The following is a 17588-nucleotide window of genomic DNA, read 5'->3' as shown; positions in this document are numbered from 1 at the left end:
TGCTCTCGGGTCGATGGATCAGGGCTGGTCCGGGCTGTCGATGGTCAGGCGCTGCTGCTCCTGCACAGCACTAGACAACGCCGGGCTGCGTCCGATCCATTCGCCTGCCTTGGCATTGCCCTCGCGGGAGATGCGCGCCACCAGCTGCACCTGGGCGAAGTTGGAGATCTTCAGCTGCGGCATCATCGCATCGGCGTCGCTGAGCACCACCTCGGCCGGCAGGTCCTTCACCGTCAGGCGCTTGACGGCCAGCGGCATGGGCGGGCCTTCGGCGGCGCGGGCGAAGATGAACACCGCATCCCCCGGCTGCACCCTGTCCTTGAGCGCGGCGGCCAGGTCGACACGGACCTTCAGCTGCGGCATGGACTTGGTGACGGTATCGCGCTCCGGCAGCGTTTCACCGCTCTCGGCGAGCTTCTCGCGGGCACGCTCGATGCCGCCCTGCAGGGCGCCGCGGGACGGATCGTCCTGCGGCAACACCGCGATCAGGCGCTCCCAGTAGCCGATGGCGTCCTTGAAGCGGCCCTCCTCGAAGCCGGCGATGCCCAGCAGGCCAAGGCTGGTGACTTCGTTGGCGTCGGCCTTCAAGGCCTCTTCGGTCAGCGCCTGCACCTCGGGGGTGAAGCGCTTCTGGCTGGCGAAATACAACGCCTGGGCCCACTGCCCCAGCAGCTCGGGCTGGCGGCCGGCGACCTGCACGGCGCGCTCGTAGGCCCTGGCGGCATCGCCGGCACGCTCCTGGGCCATGTAGGTACGGCCGAGGAAATACCAGCCTTCGGCGGAATCCGGCTGCGCCTGCACGACCTTTTCCAGGCGCGCGGTCATCTCTTCGATGGTGCGCGGTTGCTCGCGCATCTCACGGGCCAGCTCGACCTTGTCGCTGGCGCCCCAATGCAGGTAAAGGCCGATGCCCAGCAGCGGCACGGCCAGCGCGGCCGCGAGCGGCAAGGCCTTGCCCAGGCGCGAGCTGCGGCCGGTGTCGGCGCCCTCGGTGTCGGCCAGCAGCTCACGCGCGGCTTCGGCACGGCCGGCCTCGAGCTGCTCCTCGGTGAGGGTGCCGGCGGAGCGCTGGCCCTGGAGTTCGGCCAGGCGCTCCTGGTACAGGGCGACGTTGAGAGCGGTGCGATCCTCTTCGGCCTGGGCCTTGCGGCCACGCAACACGGGGATCAGCAGGAATGCGAGGGCGACCAGCAGGAGCAGGCCGGCGGCGAGCCAGAAATCGATCATCAGTGGTTCTTGTCCTGAGTCTCTTGGTTGAGCAGCGCATCCAGGCGGGCGCGCTCATCGCTGGAAAGCAGTGCATCACCCGGCGCGTTCTCGACACGACGGCGGCGCAGCACGATCACCCCGAGCACCAGCAGGCCGCCCACCAGCAGGCCCGCCGGGCCGTACCAGAGCAGCAGGGTGCGGCCGTTGACCGGCGGCTTGTAGCGCACGAAGTCGCCGTAGCGGGCGACCAGGTAGTCGACGATCTCGTCGTCGCCCTTGCCCTCTTCCAGCATGCGGAAGATCTCGCGGCGCAGGTCGGTGGCGATGGGGGCGTTGGAGTCGGCGATGTTCTGGTTCTGGCACTTGGGGCAGCGCAGTTCCTCGGTGAGCACGCGGAAACGCTCGCGCTCGGCCTCGTCCTTGAACTCGTAGGTGTCGATGGCCGCGCGGGCCACGCCGATGAGGGCGAGGCCGAGAGCCAGGGTGGCGAGCAGGCGCTTCATTGCCCGGCCTCGTCGACCAGGGCCTGGTACAGCGGCGCCAGCTGCTCGCGCCAGACGACTTCGTCGATCACGCCGACGAACTTGTGGCGGATGATGCCGTCCTTGTCGATCAGGAAGGTCTCGGGGGCACCGTAGACGCCCAGGTCCAGCCCGAGGCTGCCCTTCTCGTCACGAATGTCCAGCTGGTAGGGGTTGTGGAACTCCTTCAGCCATTTCAGCGCGGCAGCGTTGTCGTCCTTGTAGTTGACGCCGTGGATGACCACGCCCATCTGCGACAGCTTGTTCAGCACCGGGTGCTCGACCCGGCAGGAGATGCACCAGGTGCCCCAGACGTTGACCAGCGCCGGCTTGCCCTTGAGGTCGGCCTCGCTGAGGGTGCGCGAGCCGTCCACGGACGGCAGGGAGAAGGCCGGGACGGGCTTGCCGATCAGCGCCGAAGGCAGCTCGGCCGGGTCGAGGAACAGGCCGCGATAGAGGAATACCGCCACACCCAGGAAGATCACCAGGGGCAGCAACAGGATCAGGCGCTTCATGCTTGCGCTCCAGCCATGCCCAGTGCGTCACGCACGCGGGTCTTCACCTTGACCCGGTAGCGCGGGTCGAACGCTGCCAGCACGCCACCCAGGCCCATCAGCAGGCCGCCGAGCCAGATCCAGCGGACGAAGGGCTTGACGTGCACGCGCACGGCCCAGGCGCCGTCGCCCAGGGGTTCGCCCAGGGCCACGTAGAGGTCGCGGGTCAGGCCTGCATCGATGCCCGCCTCGGTCATCATCGATTGCTGCACGGTGTACAGGCGCTTCTCCGGGTGCAGAACGGAAATCTCGCGGTCGCCATCGAGCACGCGCACGGTGCCCTTGTCGGAGGTGAAGTTGGGGCCCTCGTGGTGGGCGGCGCCCTCGAACACGAAGCGATAACCACCCAGTTCCACGGACTCGCCCGGAGCGAGGCGCAGGTCGCGCTCGGCGCTGTACTGGCTGGAAAGCACCACGCCCAGGGCGCACACGGCGATACCGGCGTGGGCCAGTTGCATGCCCCAGTAGCTGCGGGTCAGGCTGCGGGCGCCCTTGATCAGGCCCTTGTGGCGGGTCTTGTCGAGCAGGTCGCGCACGCCGGCCAATACCACCCAGGCGGCCAGGGCGAACACCGCCAGCACCGCCCAGTGGAAGTCGCCATAGATGAACGCGCCGAGCATGCCGAGCACCAGGCTGCCGATCAGCACCGGCCCGAGCATGCCCAGCAGCCACTTCATCGGGGTGTCTTTCCAGCGCACCAGCACGCCGACCGCCATGACCACCATCAGCAGCGCCATCAGCGGCACGAACAGGGCGTTGAAGTACGGCGGGCCCACCGACAGCTTGGCGCCGGAGATGGCGTCCAGCACCAGGGGGTAGAGGGTGCCGAGGAGGATCATCGAGGCGGCCACCACCAGCACCAGGTTGTTCACCAGCAGCAGGGTTTCGCGGGACCACAGGGCGAAGCCCACCTGGCTCTTGACCACCGGCGCGCGGACGGCGAACAGGGCCAGCGAGCCGCCCACCACCATCAGCAGGAAGATCAGGATGAACACGCCGCGCTCCGGGTCCGAGGCGAAGGCGTGCACGGAGGTCAGCACGCCGGAACGGACCAGGAAGGTACCCAGCAGGCTGAGGGAGAAGGCGGCGATGGCCAGCAGCACCGTCCAGCTCTTGAACACGCCGCGCTTCTCGGTCACCGCGAGGGAGTGGATCAGCGCGGTGCCCACCAGCCAGGGCATGAAGGAGGCGTTTTCCACCGGGTCCCAGAACCACCAGCCGCCCCAGCCGAGCTCGTAGTAGGCCCACCAGGAGCCGAGCACGATACCGACGCTGAGGAAGGCCCAGGCGATGATGGTCCACGGGCGCGACCAGCGCGCCCAGGCGGCGTCGAGGCGGCCGCCGAGCAGTGCGGCGATGGCGAAGGCGAAGGCGACCGAGAAGCCCACGTAGCCCATGTAGAGCATCGGCGGGTGGACGATCAGGCCGAAGTCCTGCAGCAGCGGGTTGAGGTCGTTGCCGTCGGCCGGCATGTTCGGCAGCAGGCGGTTGAAGGGGTTGGAGGTGATGATCAGGAACGACAGGAAGCCGATGCTGATCATGCCCATCACCGCGAGCACGCGGGCCAGCATCACCTCCGGCAACTGCCGGGAGAACACCGACACGGCGAAGGTCCAGCCGCCGAGGATCAGCGCCCAGAGCAGCAGCGAGCCCTCGTGGGCGCCCCACACGGCACTGAACTTGTAGTACCAGGGCAGCGCGCTGTTGGAGTTGCTGGCGACGTAGGAGACGGAGAAGTCGTCGACCATGAAGGCGTAGGTGAGGCAGCCGAAGGCGAACGCCAGGAAGGCGAACTGCCCCCAGGCGGCGGGCTGGGCCAGGCTCATCCACTGGCGATCACCGCGCCAGGCGCCGATCAGCGGCAGGGTCGCCTGCACGGCGGCCATGCACAGGGCGAGGATCAGGGCCAGGTGGCCGAGTTCGGGAATCATGGAATCAGCCCTCTTTCTTCGCAGGGGCCATCTGGCCGCTTTCTTTCAACGCCTTGGTCACTTCCGGCGGCATGTACTTCTCGTCGTGCTTGGCCAGCACTTCATCGGCCACCAGCACGCCATCGGCGTCGAGCTTGCCCAGGGCGACGATGCCCTGCCCTTCGCGGAACAGGTCGGGGAGGATGCCGTGGTAGCGGATGGTCACGTCCTTGGCGAAGTCGGTGACCACGAACTGCACCTCGAGCGAATCCTGCGAGCGCCGCACCGAGCCATCACGCACCATGCCGCCCGCGCGGATGCGGGTGTCCTTCGGCGCTTCGCCGTTGGCGATCTGCGTGGGGGTGTAGAACAGGTTGATGTTCTGTTGCAACGCCGATAACGCCAGCGCCACGGCGATTCCCACACCGGCCAGGATGGCCAGGATGATGAACAGGCGCTTCTTGCGGACCGGATTCACTTCGACTCCTCCCGGCGCAAACGGCGCGCCTCGTCTTGCAGGTAGCGACGGCGCGCCATCAGCGGCAGCGCGACGTTGAGGATCAGGATCGCCAGGCTGATGCCGTAGGCGGTCCAGACATAGAGGCCGTGATGGCCCATGGCGAGGAACTCGCCGAACGTTGCGAAATTCACGATGCCTTCTCCACCAGCGCCTTCACTTCGGCCTTGACCCAGCTGGCCCGCGCTTCGCGGCGCAACACGTCCAGGCGCATGCGCACCATCAGCACGGCGGCGAAGAAGCAGTAGAAGCCCAGCACCATGATCAGCAGCGGCACCCACATCTCGGCGGGCATGGCCGGTTTCTCGGTGACGGTGAAGGTGGCCGGCTGGTGCAGGGTGTTCCACCACTCCACCGAGTACTTGATGATCGGGATGTTGATCACGCCGACGATGGCCAGCACCGCGCAGGCCTTGGCGGCGCTGTCACGATTGCTGATCGCCTGGCCCAGGGCAATGACACCGAAGTAGAGGAAAAGGAGGATGAGCATCGACGTCAGTCGGGCATCCCACACCCACCATGCGCCCCATGTCGGGCGGCCCCAGATGGCCCCGGTGAGCAGCGCGATGGCGGTCATCCAGGCGCCGATGGGCGCGGCGGCCTGCAGGGCGACGTCGGCGAGCTTCATCTTCCACACCAGGCCGACCACGCCGCACACCGCCAGCATCACGTAGCAGGACTGCGCCAGGAAGGCGGCCGGCACGTGGATGTAGATGATGCGGAAGCTGTTGCCCTGCTGGTAGTCCGGCGGCGCGAAGGCCAGGCCCCAGACCAGGCCGACGAGGATCAGGATGCCCGCAGCCCAGGCGAACCAGGGCAGCCAGCGACCGCTGATCTCGTAGAACCATTTGGGCGAGCCCAGCTTGTGGAACCAGGTCCAGTTCATGAAGGCTGCCTCAAAACTACTGCGCTTGCCGTTACTGCGTTGAAAGCAGGCTCGGGCTGCTCATTCAGGGCGACTAAGCTCAGCGCCCTCGCCTGCTTTCGCCTTGTCTCGGCTGCGCTCGCTAGGTTTTTCAACAGCTTTCTCATGGTCAGGCAACTCTGTTTCTTATTCGCCGACGCTGATGGTCAGGCCGGCGGCTATGGCAAAGGGAGTCAGGGTCACCGCCAGGGCGGTGAGGCAGGCCAGCCACAACAGGTGGCCCACCGCCGGCAGTCCTTGCAGGGCCGCCTGTAGCGCCCCGCTGCCAAGGATCAGCACCGGGATGTACAGGGGCAGGATCAACAGCGCCAGCAACAGCCCGCCGCGCTTGAGACCAACGGTCAGGGCAGCGCCGACCGCGCCGAGCAGGCTCAGCACCGGCGTACCCAACAGCAACGAACCGAGCAGCACCGGCAAACAGCGCGCAGGCAGGCCCAGCATCAGCGCCAGCAAGGGCGCCAGCAGCACCAGTGCCAGCCCGGAAAAAAGCCAGTGTGCCAGTACCTTGGCCAAAACCAGAAGCGGCAGGGGGTGCGGCGAAACGACCCACTGTTCCAGCGATCCATCCTCGAAATCACTGCGGAAAAGCCCGTCCAGCGAGAGCAGGACGGCCAACAGGGCCGCCACCCAGACCAGCCCCGGAGAAAGGCTTTGCAACAATTGCGTCTCCGGTCCGACGGCCAGGGGGAACAAGGCGATGACGATAGCGAAGAACACCAGGGGGTTGGCCAGCTCCGCCGGTCGGCGGAACAGCAGGCGCGCTTCGCGGGCGACCACCAGGCCGAATACACGGATCATGCGGCGCGCCGTCCGAGGTCGAGTTCGCGGTAGCCGGCGGGGACACGGGCCATGCTGTGGTGGGTGGTGAAGACCACCAGGCCGCCCGCATCGCAATGCTGGGCCAGGTGTTCCTCAAGTTGCGCCACGCCCTGCTTGTCGAGGGCGGTGAAGGGTTCGTCGAGGATCCACAGCGGCGGCGCGTCGAGGTACAGGCGCGCCAGGGCCACGCGGCGCTGCTGGCCGGCGGACAGGGTATGGCAGGGAACGTCCTCGAAGCCGCGCAGGCCCACCGCCTCCAGCGCCTGCCAGATGGCATCGCGGCTGGCCGGCTGGTGCAGGGCGCAGAGCCAGGCGAGGTTCTCCTCGGGGCTGAGCAGGCCCTTGATGCCGGCGGCGTGGCCGATCCACAGCAGTTCGCGGGCGAGTTCGCCGCGCTGCCCGGCGAGGGCCACGCCTTTCAGGCGCACCTCGCCGGCGGTCGGCTGCATGAGCCCGCAGAGCAGGCGCAACAGGCTGGTCTTGCCACTGCCGTTGGGGCCGGCGACCTGCAGCATCTCGCCGTGACCCAGGCGCAGGTCGAGCCGCTCGAACAGCATCCGCCAGTCGCGCTCGCAGGCGAGGTCGTGGGTCTCGAGATAAGGACTGGTCACGGCAACGGATACCCTGGGGGAACTCAAGTCATGGAGGTGTCGGCCGCTATACTCAGGTGCGCGCGAGTTCGGCGCCCGGCCCGGACGGAGCGGCATTATACATGTCCACCACGGCCCCCGAAGGGGGCTTTTCAACAGGTTGTTACCCTTGATGACCGAGATCAGTTCCTCGCGCCCCATCAGTGCCACCCCGGCGGCCAGCCGCCCCGTGCAGACGGTTGCGGAAGCCGCCGTGAAGCTGCTGCAGCCGATCGGCGGGCTGCTCGCAGCGGGTGACAGCGCGGACGCCGAAGTGGTCAGCGTCAAGGAAAACGCACAGAACAGTTTCCAGGTGCTGCTCAAGCTCACCCTGAACGGTGGCCAGCAGGCCACGGTGGAAGCCAGCAGCAACCGCCCCCTGGCCCAGGGCAGCCTGCTCAACGTCACCGCCGTCTCGGAAACCCGACTGATGGTGGCCCTGCAGCCCGGCGGCACCGCCGTACTGGACAGCATCGATCTGGACCAGTTGCCGGTGGGCACCCTGGTGCAGGGCAAGGTGGTCTCCAGCGAGCAACTGGCCGAGGCCCGCAGCACCGTCTACCGCTCCCTGATCAACCTGATCAACACACCGCTGGCCGGTCGCCAGATGGCGGTGGAAGGCCCGCTGCCGCTGCCCCTCGGCAGCCTGCTCAGCGCCCAGGTGCAGAGCAGCCAGTCCCTGCAGTTCCTGCCCCTGTCCGCCCAGCTCGACCAGCTCGCCCTCACCCAGCAGCTCGCGACCCAGCAGAGCCGCCAGGGTTCGCTGGAGGGCCTGGTGCAGGCGCTCAAGGGCATGGGCGACGAGTTCCCAACCAACCTGCGCGGCACCGTCGACCGCCTGCTGGCGAGCCTGCCCGACGTCTCCCAGCTCAGTGACGCCAAGCTGCTGGCCAAGGCCATGGAGAACAGCGGCGCCCTGCTGGAGGCGCGCCTGCTGGCTGGCCATGGGGCAGCCCTGGGCCAGGACATCAAGGGCAACCTGCTGCGCCTGATCGCCCAACTACTGCCCAATCTGCCCAACGGCCCAGCCGCGCTGCCCACCGCCGGCGCCAGCAACGCCATGGCCCAGGCCCTGCCGGCCTTCATCCGCAGTGCCCTGGGCTCCCTGGGCCAGGCCAGCGCCCGGCAACAGGCCCTGAGCTTCCCCCTGCCCTCGCGCCTGGCGCAGCAGGCCGAGGGCGAAGGCGACCTGGAGCTGCTGCTGAAGATGGCGGCGGCCGCGGTCTCGCGCCTGCAGACCCACCAGTTGTCGAGCCTCGCCCAGTCGCAGATGACACCCGAGGGCAACCTGCTCACCACCTGGCAGCTGGAACTGCCCATGCGCAACAACCAGGACATCGTGCCCCTGCAGGTGAAGGTGCAGCAGGAGCAGACCCCGCAGAAGCGCAAGGAAGAACAGAAGGAGACCCTGTGGCGCATCGAGCTGGCCTTCGATATGGAGCCCCTTGGGCCGCTGCAGGTGCAGGCGCAACTGATACGCGGCGCCATCTCCAGCCAGCTCTGGGCCGAGCGTGCGCGCACCGCGAGCCTGATCGATGGTGAATTGCCCAACCTGCGTGAGCGCCTGGTGTCCGCCGGCCTCGAAGTCAGCGAACTGGCCTGCCGCCAGGGCATACCGCCGCAAGGCCCGCGCACCAACCTGCAACAGCGCTGGGTGGACGAGACCGCATGAACGCCCTGCCCTTCCCGCGCAGCCGGAGCACACCGCAATGACCCAGGCCAAGCAGCCACGCCAGGCCATCGCCCTCTCCTACGACGGCGCCACCGCCCCCAGCCTGACCGCCAAGGGCGACGACGAACTGGCGGAAGCGATCCTTGCCATCGCGCGAGAGTACGAAGTGCCGATCTACGAGAACGCCGAGCTGGTGCGCCTGTTGGCGCGCATGGAGTTGGGCGAGGCCATCCCCGAGGCGCTCTATCGCACCATCGCCGAGATCATCGCCTTCGCCTGGTACCTCAAGGGCAAGTGCCCGGCAGGCTTCGTCGCCGATGGCGAGCGCGACGTCACCCCAGCGGTGCCGTTGCTGGGCGGCCCTAAGGGCTGAAGGCCAGCACCTCGCCCTCGACGCCCTTGCCCAGCGGGAAGTCGAGCAACTGCCAGGCGAAGTAGCCATCACGGAAATAGAACACCTGCTTGTAGCCCCAGCTCACCGCGAGCTGCGCCGCCAAGGCGCCTCTGGGGCAGACGTCGCTGTCGCAATAGATCACCAGCGGCACATGCCGGGGCCAGTGGGGCATCGCCAGGCCGGCGAAGCGATCGGCCAGGTCCAGGTGCACGGCGCCATGCACATGGCCCCAGCTCCATTCCGCCAAAGGCCGCACATCGATGAACAGGGCGCCGTAGTCGTACAGCCGCTTGGCCTGGAGCACATTCACCGTGGTCGCCCCCTTGACGCTCAGGGGCGCTTCCTCGGCCAAGGCCAACGGCAGGACGCACAACAGCAGGAGCGGCAGAAGTCGCATGGCGGACCTCGTGGAATCGATACCCGAGCCTTGAGCTTAGGCAGCGACCGGAGCAGGCCTTGGAACTATTGGTTCAGAGGGAATGGGGTGGTTAGAGCGGGAGGGAGTTAGCGGGGCTCAGCCCTGCTTCTGCTTGCGGGCGAGTTGCAGCTTGCTGACCAGCTCGGCCTCGGCCTGGGTGAGGCCGCAGGAATGGGTGAGGTCGTCGACGCTGGCGCCCATGCCGGCAAGCCGCGCGGCCTGGGTGAAGGACAGGCTGCTGGGATCGCGCTGCTCGATCTGGCTGACCTTGTCGGGCAGCGGCGCCACCACCCGGCGCAGCTCGTGCAACTCCTCCCCCATGCGGATGCTGCCGCTGAGGTAGGCGTCGAGCCGCCGGGCGAGCTCCTTGATCCGCTGATCGCGCACGGCGTCCCGCCTGGCCTGCTCCTCGACGGCCAGGCGCTGCCCTTTCTGCAGCCGCACGCAGGTGACTGCGAGGGCTGCACAGGCGACCGCCAGGACCGCCAGCGCGATCTCGATCAGCACGTCAGATGCTCTCCAGCTCCGACCACTCTTCTTCGCTCATCATCTTGTCCAGCTCGACCAGGATCAGCAGCTCGCCGTTCTTGTTGCAGACGCCCTGGATGAACTTGGCCGATTCCTCGTTGCCCACGTTGGGCGCGGTCTCGACCTCGGACTGACGCAGGTAGACCACTTCGGCGACGCTGTCGACGAGGATGCCCACCACCTGCTTGTCCGCCTCGATGATGACGATGCGGGTGTTGTCGGTGACCGAGGCCGAATCCAGGCCGAAGCGCTGGCGGGTGTCGATCACGGTGACGACGTTACCGCGCAGGTTGATGATGCCCAGCACGTAGCTCGGGGCACCCGGGACCGGCGCGATCTCGGTGTAGCGCAGCACTTCCTGGACCTGCATCACGTTGATGCCGTAGGTCTCGTTGTCCAGGCGGAAAGTCACCCATTGCAGGATGGGATCTTCGGAACCTTGCCCTGACGATTTCTTCATGTTCCCTAGCCTCTTCTAGAACCGCCCGGGGCGGCGTTCGCGGGTTCTGCCCGCTTTTTTACAAACCTGGGCGCCACGCTCGTGCGAGGCGCCGGCATTCAGTTGAGCGACATCTTCTTGACGGCGCCGCTGGCGATGAGTTCGGCCAGCGCGGAGACATCCAGCAGCGCGCACATGTGTTCGATCACGGTACCGGCGAGCCAGGGACGCTGGGTGCGCTGGGTGCGCCACTTGATCTCGCTCGGGTCCAGGCGGATGGAGCGGCTCACCTGGTGGACGGCCAGGCCCCATTCGTAGCCCTGGACGGAGATAACGTACTGCAAGCCTTCGCGGAAATCATCGCGGTACCGGTCCGGCATGACCCAGCGCGCGGTGTCGAGTACCTTCAGGTTGCCGGCCTGGCTCGGCAGGATGCCGAGGAACCAGTCGGGCTGGCCGAACAGCGGGGTCAGCTCCTGGCCGGCCAGGGGGTAGATGGAGCCCAGGCAGACCAACGGGACCGCGAGCGTGAGGCCGGCCACGTCGAACAGCAGGCACTCGAACGGCTCTTCGGCCCAGCTCGGACGCTCGTCGAAGGACATCGGCTCGCTGTCGAGCAGCGGCGCGTTGACAGCCTTGAGCTCGGCAACCGGCTCGACCAGGCTGGGGCGGGCAACGGGAGCGACGGGAGCGGCCGGCGCCACGGGGGCGGCGGGCACGGCCTCGGTACGCAGCTCGGTTGGCGCGGCGACCAGCGTACGCAACGGCGCGGCCTCGATCACCGGCCTGGCAACGGGTGCCGGCGCCGCGACCGCAGCGGCGACCACCGAAGGAGCCGCCACGGGCGCAGGCGATGGCACAGCCGCGATCACCGGCTTGGCGGTCATCAGGCGGGCATCGCGGACCTGCTCTTCCAGCACCGCTGCCTCGAACTCGTCCAGGGTGATGCTGTCGGCGAGTTCGATCGTCGCTTCCTGCAACAGGGAATCGAGGTAGGACTGCAAGGCCAGCTGCGGCCTTGTGGCGGTGGCGACGGTACGGCTCATTGATGGGACCTGCAGGAGTGGACTCCAGAGTCTATCGGCAGCAAGGCCGCGCGACTTGAGGGATGCAATTCAGCATAGACGCTCATTTCAGGCTACCTGGGCGGCCAGTTGCTGGCTGAGCAGATGCTTGAGCAGCGCACGGTAGGCGATCACCCCACGGCTGTTGGAATCGTACTGCGAAGGCGTGACCCCGGCGCGGCTGGCATCACGCAGGCGGGTGTCCACCGGGATATAGGCCGGCCACAGGTGCTCGGGATAGGAGTTGCGCAGCACCCGCAGGGTATTCAGGGAGGCCTGGGTGCGGCGGTCGAACAGGGTCGGGACGATGGTGTACGGCAGCGCCTGCTTGCGCGAGCGGTTGATCATGGCCAGCGTGCTGACCATGCGCTCCAGGCCTTTCACCGCGAGGAATTCGGTCTGCACCGGGATCACCAGTTGCTGGCTGGCAGCCAGGGCGTTGACCATCAGCACGCCCAGCAGCGGCGGGCTGTCGATGATGGCGTGGTCGAACTCCTGCCACAGCTGCGCCAGGCTCTTGGCGACCACCAGGCCCAGGCCGTTCTGCCCCGGAGACTGGCGCTCCAGGGTCGCCAGCGCGGTACTGGAAGGCAGCAGGGAGATGCGCTCGTGGCTGGTCTGCAGCAACAATTGGCGCGGCAGGCCATCCGGCACGTTGCCCTGGTGCAGGAACAGGTCGAAGCAGCTGTGCTCCAGGGTATCCGGGTCATGCCCGAAGTAACTGGTCATCGAACCGTGGGGGTCGAGGTCGACCACGACCACGCGCTTGCCGGCGTCGGCCAGCAGGCCCGCCAGTGCGATCGACGAGGTGGTCTTGCCTACACCACCCTTTTGATTGGCTACCGCCCAAACTCTCATCTTCTTCATCCTCCCGGCAGAAACGCCGCCTTGCCGAGAATCATTGTCCGCCTGCGGGGGCCGGCGACGGGGAATTGACGCCCCCCTCTGCAGAGGGGCTCGCTGCGGGCAACGGTGCAGGTTGCGTGCCAGCACGCTGCAAGGCGCCATCAGGTTTCGCATTGGCACTGCCGACGCCGCTCACCGCGCGACGCACGTCCAGATTGCGGGAGATCACCAATACCACGCGGCGGTTACGCCCGCGCCCTTCCGCCGTCGCGTTGTCGGCTACCGGCTGGAACTCGCCATAGCCGACCGCCGCCAGCCGCGCCGGGTTCACACCGTCCATCGACAACATCCGCACGATGCTCGCAGCCCGCGCCGTAGACAATTCCCAGTTGGAAGGATAGTTCGCCGTGCTGATCGGCAGGTTATCGGTGAAACCTTCCACGTGCACCGGGTTTTCGTAGGGGGCGAGGATCTTCGCGACCTTTTCGATGATGGTGAAGGCTTCGTTGGCCGGAATGGCGTCGCCGCTGGGGAACAGCAGGCTGGAGTTCAACTCGATCTCCACCCACAGCTCGTTGCCGCGAACCGTCATCTGCTCGTCCTTGATCAGGTCGCCGAACGCATCGCTGATGTTGCGGGTGATTTCCCGCAACGGATCGCTGGCGTCGCCGTCGCTGCTGCCGGAGTCCTGGGTCATGGACTTGTCGGACTCGGTGGTGCGCGGGCGCTCCTCGCCCACGGGTATCGGCTTGATCGAACGGTCCGGCTGGTTGAAGACCCCGGTCAGGCTCTCCGAGAGGATCTTGTACTTGCCTTCGTTGATCGAGGAGATGGAATACATCACCACGAAGAAGGCGAACAACAGGGTGATGAAGTCGGCGTAGGAGACCAGCCAACGCTCGTGATTCTCGTGTTCTTCCTGATGACGTCTGCGGGCCATGTCGCCTCCATCAGTCCATGAAGCCTTGCAGCTTCAACTCGATGGAGCGCGGGTTCTCGCCCTCGCCGATGGAAAGGATGCCTTCGAGCAGCATTTCCCGGTAGCGCGACTGGCGCATGGCAATGGACTTGAGCTTGTTGCCGATGGGCAGCAGCAGCAGGTTGGCGAAGCCGACGCCGTAGATGGTGGCGACGAAGGCCACCGCGATACCGCCGCCCAGCTGGCTGGGATCGGCCAGGTTGCCCATCACGTGGATCAGGCCCATCACCGCGCCGATGATGCCGATGGTCGGAGCGTAGCCGCCCATGCTCTCGAACACCTTGGCGGCCTGGAAGTCGCGGGCTTCCTGGGTGTAGAGGTCCACTTCGAGGATGCTGCGGATGGCCTCCGGCTCGGCGCCGTCCACCAGCAGCTGGAGGCCCTTACGGGCATAGGCGTCGGGCTCGGAATCGGCGATGGGCTCCAGTCCCAGGAGGCCTTCCTTGCGCGCCGCCATGCTCCAGCCGACCACGCGGTTGATGCCGCCGGCGAGGTCGATCTGCGGCGGGAAGATGATCCAGCGGATGACGACCAGGGAGCGCTTGAACACGCTCATGGGGGTCTGCAGGAACGCCGCGCCGAGGGTACCGCCGATGACGATCAGCGCCGCAGGGCCGTTGAGCAAGGCCCCAGCGTGCCCACCTTCCAGGTAGTTGCCACCGATGATCGCGACGAGCGCGAGAATGACCCCGACGAGACTCAGTACATCCATTGAAGCGTGCTCTCCATTACAGGCACGCCTCGGCGATGTGCCTGCCGATATCGTCGAGCCCGTAAACGGCATCGGCCAGGTTGGCTTTCACTATGGCCATGGGCATGCCGTAGATCACGCAGCTGGCCTCATCCTGCGCCCACACCTGGCTGCCGCCCTGCTTGAGCAGGCGCGCGCCCTCACGGCCATCGGCGCCCATGCCGGTCAGCACCACCGCCAGGACCTTGTCGTTATAGGCCTTGGCCGCGGAACCGAAGGTGATGTCCACGCAGGGTTTGTAGTTCAGGCGTTCATCGCCGGGGAGGATGCGCACGGTGCCGCGCGCGTCCACCATCATCTGCTTGCCACCGGGCGCCAGCAGCGCCAGGCCGGGGCGCAGCACGTCACCGTCCTCGGCCTCCTTGACGGATATCCGGCAGAGCTTGTCGAGGCGCTCGGCAAAGGCCTTGGTGAAGGCGGCCGGCATGTGCTGGATCAGGACGATGGGCGCCGGAAAGTTGCCGGGCAGCTGGGTCAGCACCCGCTGCAGGGCCACCGGGCCGCCAGTCGAGGTACCGATGGCCACCAGCTTGTAGGACTTGCGCTTGGGGCTCGGGCTGGAGGAGCCGCCGGCGCTTGAGGCAGGTGCAGGCGCAGCGCCGGCACTGGGGCGCGAGGGGGCCGGAGCGGGCGCGGCGTGGCTCGGCGACGGCGTCGGGGCCGCCGGAGCCGGGCTGTAGCTGCTGTAGCGACGGTTGCTGCGTGCGATGCTGTGGACCTTCTCGCAGAGCAACTGCTTGACCTTGTCGGGGTTGCGCGAGATGTCCTCGAAATTCTTCGGCAGGAAATCCACCGCACCCGCGTCCAGGGCGTCCAGGGTCACCCGGGCGCCTTCGTGGGTCAGGGAGGAGAACATCAGCACGGGGGTCGGGCAGCGCTGCATGATGTGCCGCACTGCAGTGATGCCGTCCATCATCGGCATCTCGTAGTCCATGGTGATCACGTCCGGCTTGAGCGCCAGCGCCTGGTCGATGGCCTCGCGGCCATTGGTGGCGGTACCGATCACCTGGATATTGGGGTCGGCGGACAGAATCTCCGAAACGCGACGACGGAAGAACCCGGAGTCATCAACCACCAGAACCTTGACTGCCATAAACACTCCTAACAGGCGGCCCGAGGGGCCGCCTAATCGATCAACCGCGGCGCGCGTAGCGCTTGAGCATGCTCGGCACGTCGAGAATCAGGGCGATGCGCCCATCACCGGTGATGGTCGCGCCGGACATGCCGGGCGTGCCCTGGAGCATCTTGCCCAGGGGCTTGATCACCACCTCTTCCTGGCCGACCAGTTGGTCCACCACGAAGCCGATGCGCTGGGTGCCCACGGAGAGGATCACCACATGGCCTTCGCCCTGTTCCTCGTGGGCGGCATCGCGAACCAGCCAGCGCTTGAGGTAGAACAGCGGCAGTGCCTTGTCGCGGACGATCACCACCTCCTGGCCATCCACCACGTTGGTGCGCGACAGGTCGAGGTGGAATATCTCGTTGACGTTGACCAGCGGGAAGGCGAAGGCCTGGTTGGCCAGCATAACCATCAGGGTCGGCATGATCGCCAGGGTCAGCGGCACCTTGATGACGATCTTCGAGCCCTGCCCCTTCTGCGAGAACACGTTGACCGTGCCGTTGAGCTGGGAAATCTTGGTCTTCACCACGTCCATGCCGACACCACGGCCGGAGACATCGGAGATCTCGGTCTTGGTCGAGAAGCCCGGGGCGAAGATCAGGTTGTAGCACTCCAGGTCGGTCAGGCGGTCGGCGGCGTCCTTGTCCAGCAACCCCTTCTCCACCGCCTTGGCGCGGAGGATGTTGGCATCCATGCCCTTGCCGTCGTCGGTGATCATCAGGAGGATGTGGTCGCCTTCCTGCTCGGCGGAGAGCACCACGCGGCCTGTGCGCGGCTTGCCGGCGGCCTCGCGCTCCTCGGGCGTCTCGACGCCGTGGTCGACGGCGTTGCGCACCAGGTGGACCAGCGGGTCGGCCAGGGCTTCGACCAGGTTCTTGTCGAGGTCGGTCTCCTCGCCCACCAGCTCGAGGTTGATCTCTTTCTTCAGGTTGCGCGCCAGGTCGCGGACCAAGCGCGGGAAGCGGCCGAAGACCTTCTTGATCGGCTGCATGCGCGTCTTCATGACGGCGGTCTGCAGGTCGGCGGTGACCACGTCGAGGTTGGACACGGCCTTGGCCATGGACTCGTCGCCGCTGTTCAGGCCGAGGCGCACCAGGCGGTTACGCACCAGCACCAGCTCGCCGACCATGTTCATGATCTCGTCCAGGCGCGCAGTGTCCACGCGCACCGTGGTCTCGGCTTCGCTGGCGGGGGACGCGGCCTTGTCGGCCGCCGCCGGTGCAGGCGCCGCAGCGGGCTTGGCAGCAGGCTTGGGCGGCTCGGCGGCCTTCGGAGCCGCGGGCTTCGCGGCGGCAGCAGGCTTGGCGGCCGGCGCGGCAGCGGGCTTGGCCGGTGCCGCGGGTTTGGCGGGCGCGACCTCGGCAGCCTCGGCAACGAACTTGCCCTTGCCGTGCAACTGGTCGAGCAGCGCTTCGAATTCGTCGTCGGTGATGTTGTCGCCGGCGCCGGGTGCAGCCGCCTGCAGGGCGGGGGCGGCAGCAGCCGGTGCGGCGGCTTCCGTCGCGGCGAACTTGCCCTTGCCGTGCAACTGGTCGAGAAGCGCTTCGAACTCGTCGTCACTGATCTCGTCGCCCCCACCGGCAGCCGGTGCGGCAGGCGCGGGTGCGGCTGCGGTCGGCTTCGCCGATGCGGCGGCCTCGGTCGGCTCGGCAACGAACTTGCCCTTGCCATGCAGCTGGTCGAGCAAGGCTTCGAATTCGTCGTCGCTGATCTCGTCGCTGCCGGCAGCGGCCGCCGCGGGAGATGCAGGACTTTCGGCAGCAGGCGCGTCGAGCACGTTCAGCAGTTGCTCGAACTCGCTGTCGGTGATGTCGCCGGATGCGGCGGGAGCGGCCTCGGCGACCGGTTCAGGCTCGGGCTCGTACTCCGGCTCGGCGGCAGGCGCTTCCTCGTCGTCGCCACCCGGCTCGGCCAGCCGCGCCAGGGCGGCGAGCAGCTCGGGAGTGGCCGGCGTCGGCTCGGCACGCTCACGCACCTGGCTGAACATCTCGTTGACCGTATCCAGCGCCTGCAGGACCACGTCCATGAGCTCCGCCGTCACGCGGCGTTCGCCCTTGCGCAAGATGTCGAACACGTTCTCGGCGATGTGGCAGCACTCCACCAGCGCATTCAGCTGGAGGAAACCGGCACCGCCCTTGACCGTGTGGAAGCCGCGGAAAATGGCATTGAGCAGATCCATATCGTCCGGACGGCTCTCGAGCTCGACCAGCTGTTCGGACAATTGCTCCAATATTTCGCCGGCCTCAACCAGGAAGTCCTGGAGGATTTCTTCATCGGCGTCGAAGCTCATTCG

20 protein-coding genes are annotated in these 17588 nt (G+C 67.1%); 2 read left to right on the top strand and 18 right to left on the bottom strand.

Going from position 1 to position 17588, the window contains the following annotated elements; genetic code table 11:
• Positions 1 to 18 precede the first annotated feature (18 nt).
• The 9 genes from ccmI to ccmA form a co-directional block, all read right to left on the bottom strand.
• Complete coding sequence (gene ccmI / locus WFQ67_RS11745; RefSeq protein WP_337056955.1) at positions 19 to 1227, bottom strand: c-type cytochrome biogenesis protein CcmI; 1209 nt, start codon at positions 1225 to 1227, stop codon at positions 19 to 21.
• Positions 1227 to 1712, bottom strand: a complete 486-nt coding sequence (locus WFQ67_RS11740) for a cytochrome c-type biogenesis protein (protein ID WP_337056954.1) — start codon at positions 1710 to 1712, stop codon at positions 1227 to 1229. The genes ccmI and WFQ67_RS11740 overlap by 1 nt, the downstream gene beginning before the upstream one ends.
• Positions 1709 to 2245 (bottom strand): DsbE family thiol:disulfide interchange protein, encoded by a 537-nt coding sequence (locus WFQ67_RS11735; RefSeq protein ID WP_337056953.1) that lies wholly within the window; start codon positions 2243 to 2245, stop codon positions 1709 to 1711. The genes WFQ67_RS11740 and WFQ67_RS11735 overlap by 4 nt, the downstream gene beginning before the upstream one ends.
• A complete protein-coding gene (locus WFQ67_RS11730; RefSeq protein ID WP_263150244.1) occupies positions 2242 to 4215 on the bottom strand; it encodes a heme lyase CcmF/NrfE family subunit in 1974 nt (657 codons plus the stop codon). Before WFQ67_RS11730 ends, WFQ67_RS11735 begins: the two co-directional genes overlap by 4 nt.
• 4 nt (positions 4216 to 4219) lie before the next feature.
• Positions 4220 to 4672 carry a cytochrome c maturation protein CcmE gene (ccmE, locus tag WFQ67_RS11725; protein ID WP_213625443.1) on the bottom strand — a complete coding sequence of 151 codons (453 nt, stop codon included), beginning with the start codon at positions 4670 to 4672 and terminating at the stop codon, positions 4220 to 4222.
• Positions 4669 to 4845: a heme exporter protein CcmD gene (gene ccmD, locus WFQ67_RS11720; RefSeq protein ID WP_111260860.1), complete on the bottom strand. Its 177-nt coding sequence runs from the start codon at positions 4843 to 4845 to the stop codon at positions 4669 to 4671. The genes ccmE and ccmD overlap by 4 nt, the downstream gene beginning before the upstream one ends.
• Positions 4842 to 5597 carry a heme ABC transporter permease gene (locus tag WFQ67_RS11715; protein WP_173177828.1) on the bottom strand — a complete coding sequence of 252 codons (756 nt, stop codon included), beginning with the start codon at positions 5595 to 5597 and terminating at the stop codon, positions 4842 to 4844. Before WFQ67_RS11715 ends, ccmD begins: the two co-directional genes overlap by 4 nt.
• Before the next feature lie 165 nt (positions 5598 to 5762).
• Entirely contained in the window at positions 5763 to 6434 is a 672-nt protein-coding gene (gene ccmB / locus WFQ67_RS11710; protein WP_173177826.1) for a heme exporter protein CcmB, read from the bottom strand.
• A complete protein-coding gene (gene ccmA / locus WFQ67_RS11705) occupies positions 6431 to 7066 on the bottom strand; it encodes a cytochrome c biogenesis heme-transporting ATPase CcmA (RefSeq protein WP_213625444.1) in 636 nt (211 codons plus the stop codon). The genes ccmB and ccmA overlap by 4 nt, the downstream gene beginning before the upstream one ends.
• A gap of 151 nt (positions 7067 to 7217) precedes the next feature.
• Between ccmA and fliK the strand changes: the two genes are divergently transcribed.
• Both fliK and WFQ67_RS11695 read left to right on the top strand, forming a co-directional pair.
• Positions 7218 to 8756, top strand: a complete 1539-nt coding sequence (gene fliK, locus WFQ67_RS11700) for a flagellar hook-length control protein FliK (RefSeq protein WP_337056949.1) — start codon at positions 7218 to 7220, stop codon at positions 8754 to 8756.
• A gap of 37 nt (positions 8757 to 8793) precedes the next feature.
• Positions 8794 to 9129, top strand: a complete 336-nt coding sequence (locus WFQ67_RS11695; RefSeq protein ID WP_213625446.1) for an EscU/YscU/HrcU family type III secretion system export apparatus switch protein — start codon at positions 8794 to 8796, stop codon at positions 9127 to 9129.
• On the opposite strand, the gene WFQ67_RS11690 is transcribed toward WFQ67_RS11695, so the two are convergent.
• The 9 genes from WFQ67_RS11690 to WFQ67_RS11650 all read right to left on the bottom strand — a co-directional run bounded on the left by WFQ67_RS11690 (position 9119) and on the right by WFQ67_RS11650 (position 17585).
• Positions 9119 to 9547 carry a rhodanese-like domain-containing protein gene (locus WFQ67_RS11690; RefSeq protein ID WP_213625447.1) on the bottom strand — a complete coding sequence of 143 codons (429 nt, stop codon included), beginning with the start codon at positions 9545 to 9547 and terminating at the stop codon, positions 9119 to 9121. The two genes, WFQ67_RS11695 and WFQ67_RS11690, sit on opposite strands and share 11 nt — an antisense overlap.
• A 117-nt stretch (positions 9548 to 9664) precedes the next feature.
• Entirely contained in the window at positions 9665 to 10072 is a 408-nt protein-coding gene (locus WFQ67_RS11685; protein WP_213630627.1) for a DUF2802 domain-containing protein, read from the bottom strand.
• A 4-nt stretch (positions 10073 to 10076) separates the two neighbouring features.
• Complete coding sequence (locus tag WFQ67_RS11680) at positions 10077 to 10556, bottom strand: chemotaxis protein CheW (protein WP_021220567.1); 480 nt, start codon at positions 10554 to 10556, stop codon at positions 10077 to 10079.
• 98 nt (positions 10557 to 10654) lie between these two features.
• The gene (locus WFQ67_RS11675) at positions 10655 to 11581 is read right to left on the bottom strand and encodes a CheW domain-containing protein (protein ID WP_173177818.1); all 927 of its coding nucleotides are present in this window, start codon (positions 11579 to 11581) and stop codon (positions 10655 to 10657) included.
• 87 nt (positions 11582 to 11668) lie between these two features.
• Positions 11669 to 12457, bottom strand: coding sequence for a ParA family protein (locus WFQ67_RS11670; RefSeq protein WP_111260938.1), 789 nt, complete (start codon positions 12455 to 12457; stop codon positions 11669 to 11671).
• A gap of 40 nt (positions 12458 to 12497) precedes the next feature.
• Positions 12498 to 13385 (bottom strand): flagellar motor protein MotD, encoded by an 888-nt coding sequence (motD, locus tag WFQ67_RS11665; RefSeq protein WP_337056948.1) that lies wholly within the window; start codon positions 13383 to 13385, stop codon positions 12498 to 12500.
• A 10-nt stretch (positions 13386 to 13395) separates the two neighbouring features.
• Complete coding sequence (locus WFQ67_RS11660) at positions 13396 to 14136, bottom strand: flagellar motor protein (protein ID WP_111260869.1); 741 nt, start codon at positions 14134 to 14136, stop codon at positions 13396 to 13398.
• Positions 14137 to 14152: 16 nt separating this feature from the next.
• Entirely contained in the window at positions 14153 to 15268 is a 1116-nt protein-coding gene (locus WFQ67_RS11655; protein WP_173177814.1) for a protein-glutamate methylesterase/protein-glutamine glutaminase, read from the bottom strand.
• Between the two features lie 40 nt (positions 15269 to 15308).
• Complete coding sequence (locus tag WFQ67_RS11650; protein ID WP_337056947.1) at positions 15309 to 17585, bottom strand: chemotaxis protein CheA; 2277 nt, start codon at positions 17583 to 17585, stop codon at positions 15309 to 15311.
• Between the last annotated feature and the right edge of the window lie 3 nt (positions 17586 to 17588).

The sequence above is a fragment of the Pseudomonas sp. USHLN015 genome (assembly GCF_037153275.1).
Taxonomy (GTDB): domain Bacteria; phylum Pseudomonadota; class Gammaproteobacteria; order Pseudomonadales; family Pseudomonadaceae; genus Metapseudomonas; species Metapseudomonas tohonis.
This window is presented reverse-complemented; position numbering and strand designations above follow the sequence as displayed.

Excerpts from the sequence above, each read along its gene's own strand:
- ccmI (WP_337056955.1), bottom strand. The coding sequence starts at position 1,227 with ATGATCGATTTCTGGCTCGCCGCCGGCCTGCTCCTGCTGGTCGCCCTC.
- WFQ67_RS11695 (WP_213625446.1), top strand. The coding sequence starts at position 8,794 with ATGACCCAGGCCAAGCAGCCACGCCAGGCCATCGCCCTCTCCTACGAC.
- WFQ67_RS11650 (WP_337056947.1), bottom strand. The coding sequence starts at position 17,585 with ATGAGCTTCGACGCCGATGAAGAAATCCTCCAGGACTTCCTGGTTGAG.
- WFQ67_RS11690 (WP_213625447.1), bottom strand. The coding sequence starts at position 9,547 with ATGCGACTTCTGCCGCTCCTGCTGTTGTGCGTCCTGCCGTTGGCCTTG.
- ccmB (WP_173177826.1), bottom strand. The coding sequence starts at position 6,434 with ATGATCCGTGTATTCGGCCTGGTGGTCGCCCGCGAAGCGCGCCTGCTG.
- WFQ67_RS11675 (WP_173177818.1), bottom strand. The coding sequence starts at position 11,581 with ATGAGCCGTACCGTCGCCACCGCCACAAGGCCGCAGCTGGCCTTGCAG.
- WFQ67_RS11715 (WP_173177828.1), bottom strand. The coding sequence starts at position 5,597 with ATGAACTGGACCTGGTTCCACAAGCTGGGCTCGCCCAAATGGTTCTAC.
- WFQ67_RS11680 (WP_021220567.1), bottom strand. The coding sequence starts at position 10,556 with ATGAAGAAATCGTCAGGGCAAGGTTCCGAAGATCCCATCCTGCAATGG.
- WFQ67_RS11660 (WP_111260869.1), bottom strand. The coding sequence starts at position 14,136 with ATGGATGTACTGAGTCTCGTCGGGGTCATTCTCGCGCTCGTCGCGATC.
- WFQ67_RS11730 (WP_263150244.1), bottom strand. The coding sequence starts at position 4,215 with ATGATTCCCGAACTCGGCCACCTGGCCCTGATCCTCGCCCTGTGCATG.
- WFQ67_RS11735 (WP_337056953.1), bottom strand. The coding sequence starts at position 2,245 with ATGAAGCGCCTGATCCTGTTGCTGCCCCTGGTGATCTTCCTGGGTGTG.
- WFQ67_RS11670 (WP_111260938.1), bottom strand. The coding sequence starts at position 12,457 with ATGAGAGTTTGGGCGGTAGCCAATCAAAAGGGTGGTGTAGGCAAGACC.
- WFQ67_RS11655 (WP_173177814.1), bottom strand. The coding sequence starts at position 15,268 with ATGGCAGTCAAGGTTCTGGTGGTTGATGACTCCGGGTTCTTCCGTCGT.
- WFQ67_RS11740 (WP_337056954.1), bottom strand. The coding sequence starts at position 1,712 with ATGAAGCGCCTGCTCGCCACCCTGGCTCTCGGCCTCGCCCTCATCGGC.
- fliK (WP_337056949.1), top strand. The coding sequence starts at position 7,218 with ATGACCGAGATCAGTTCCTCGCGCCCCATCAGTGCCACCCCGGCGGCC.
- motD (WP_337056948.1), bottom strand. The coding sequence starts at position 13,385 with ATGGCCCGCAGACGTCATCAGGAAGAACACGAGAATCACGAGCGTTGG.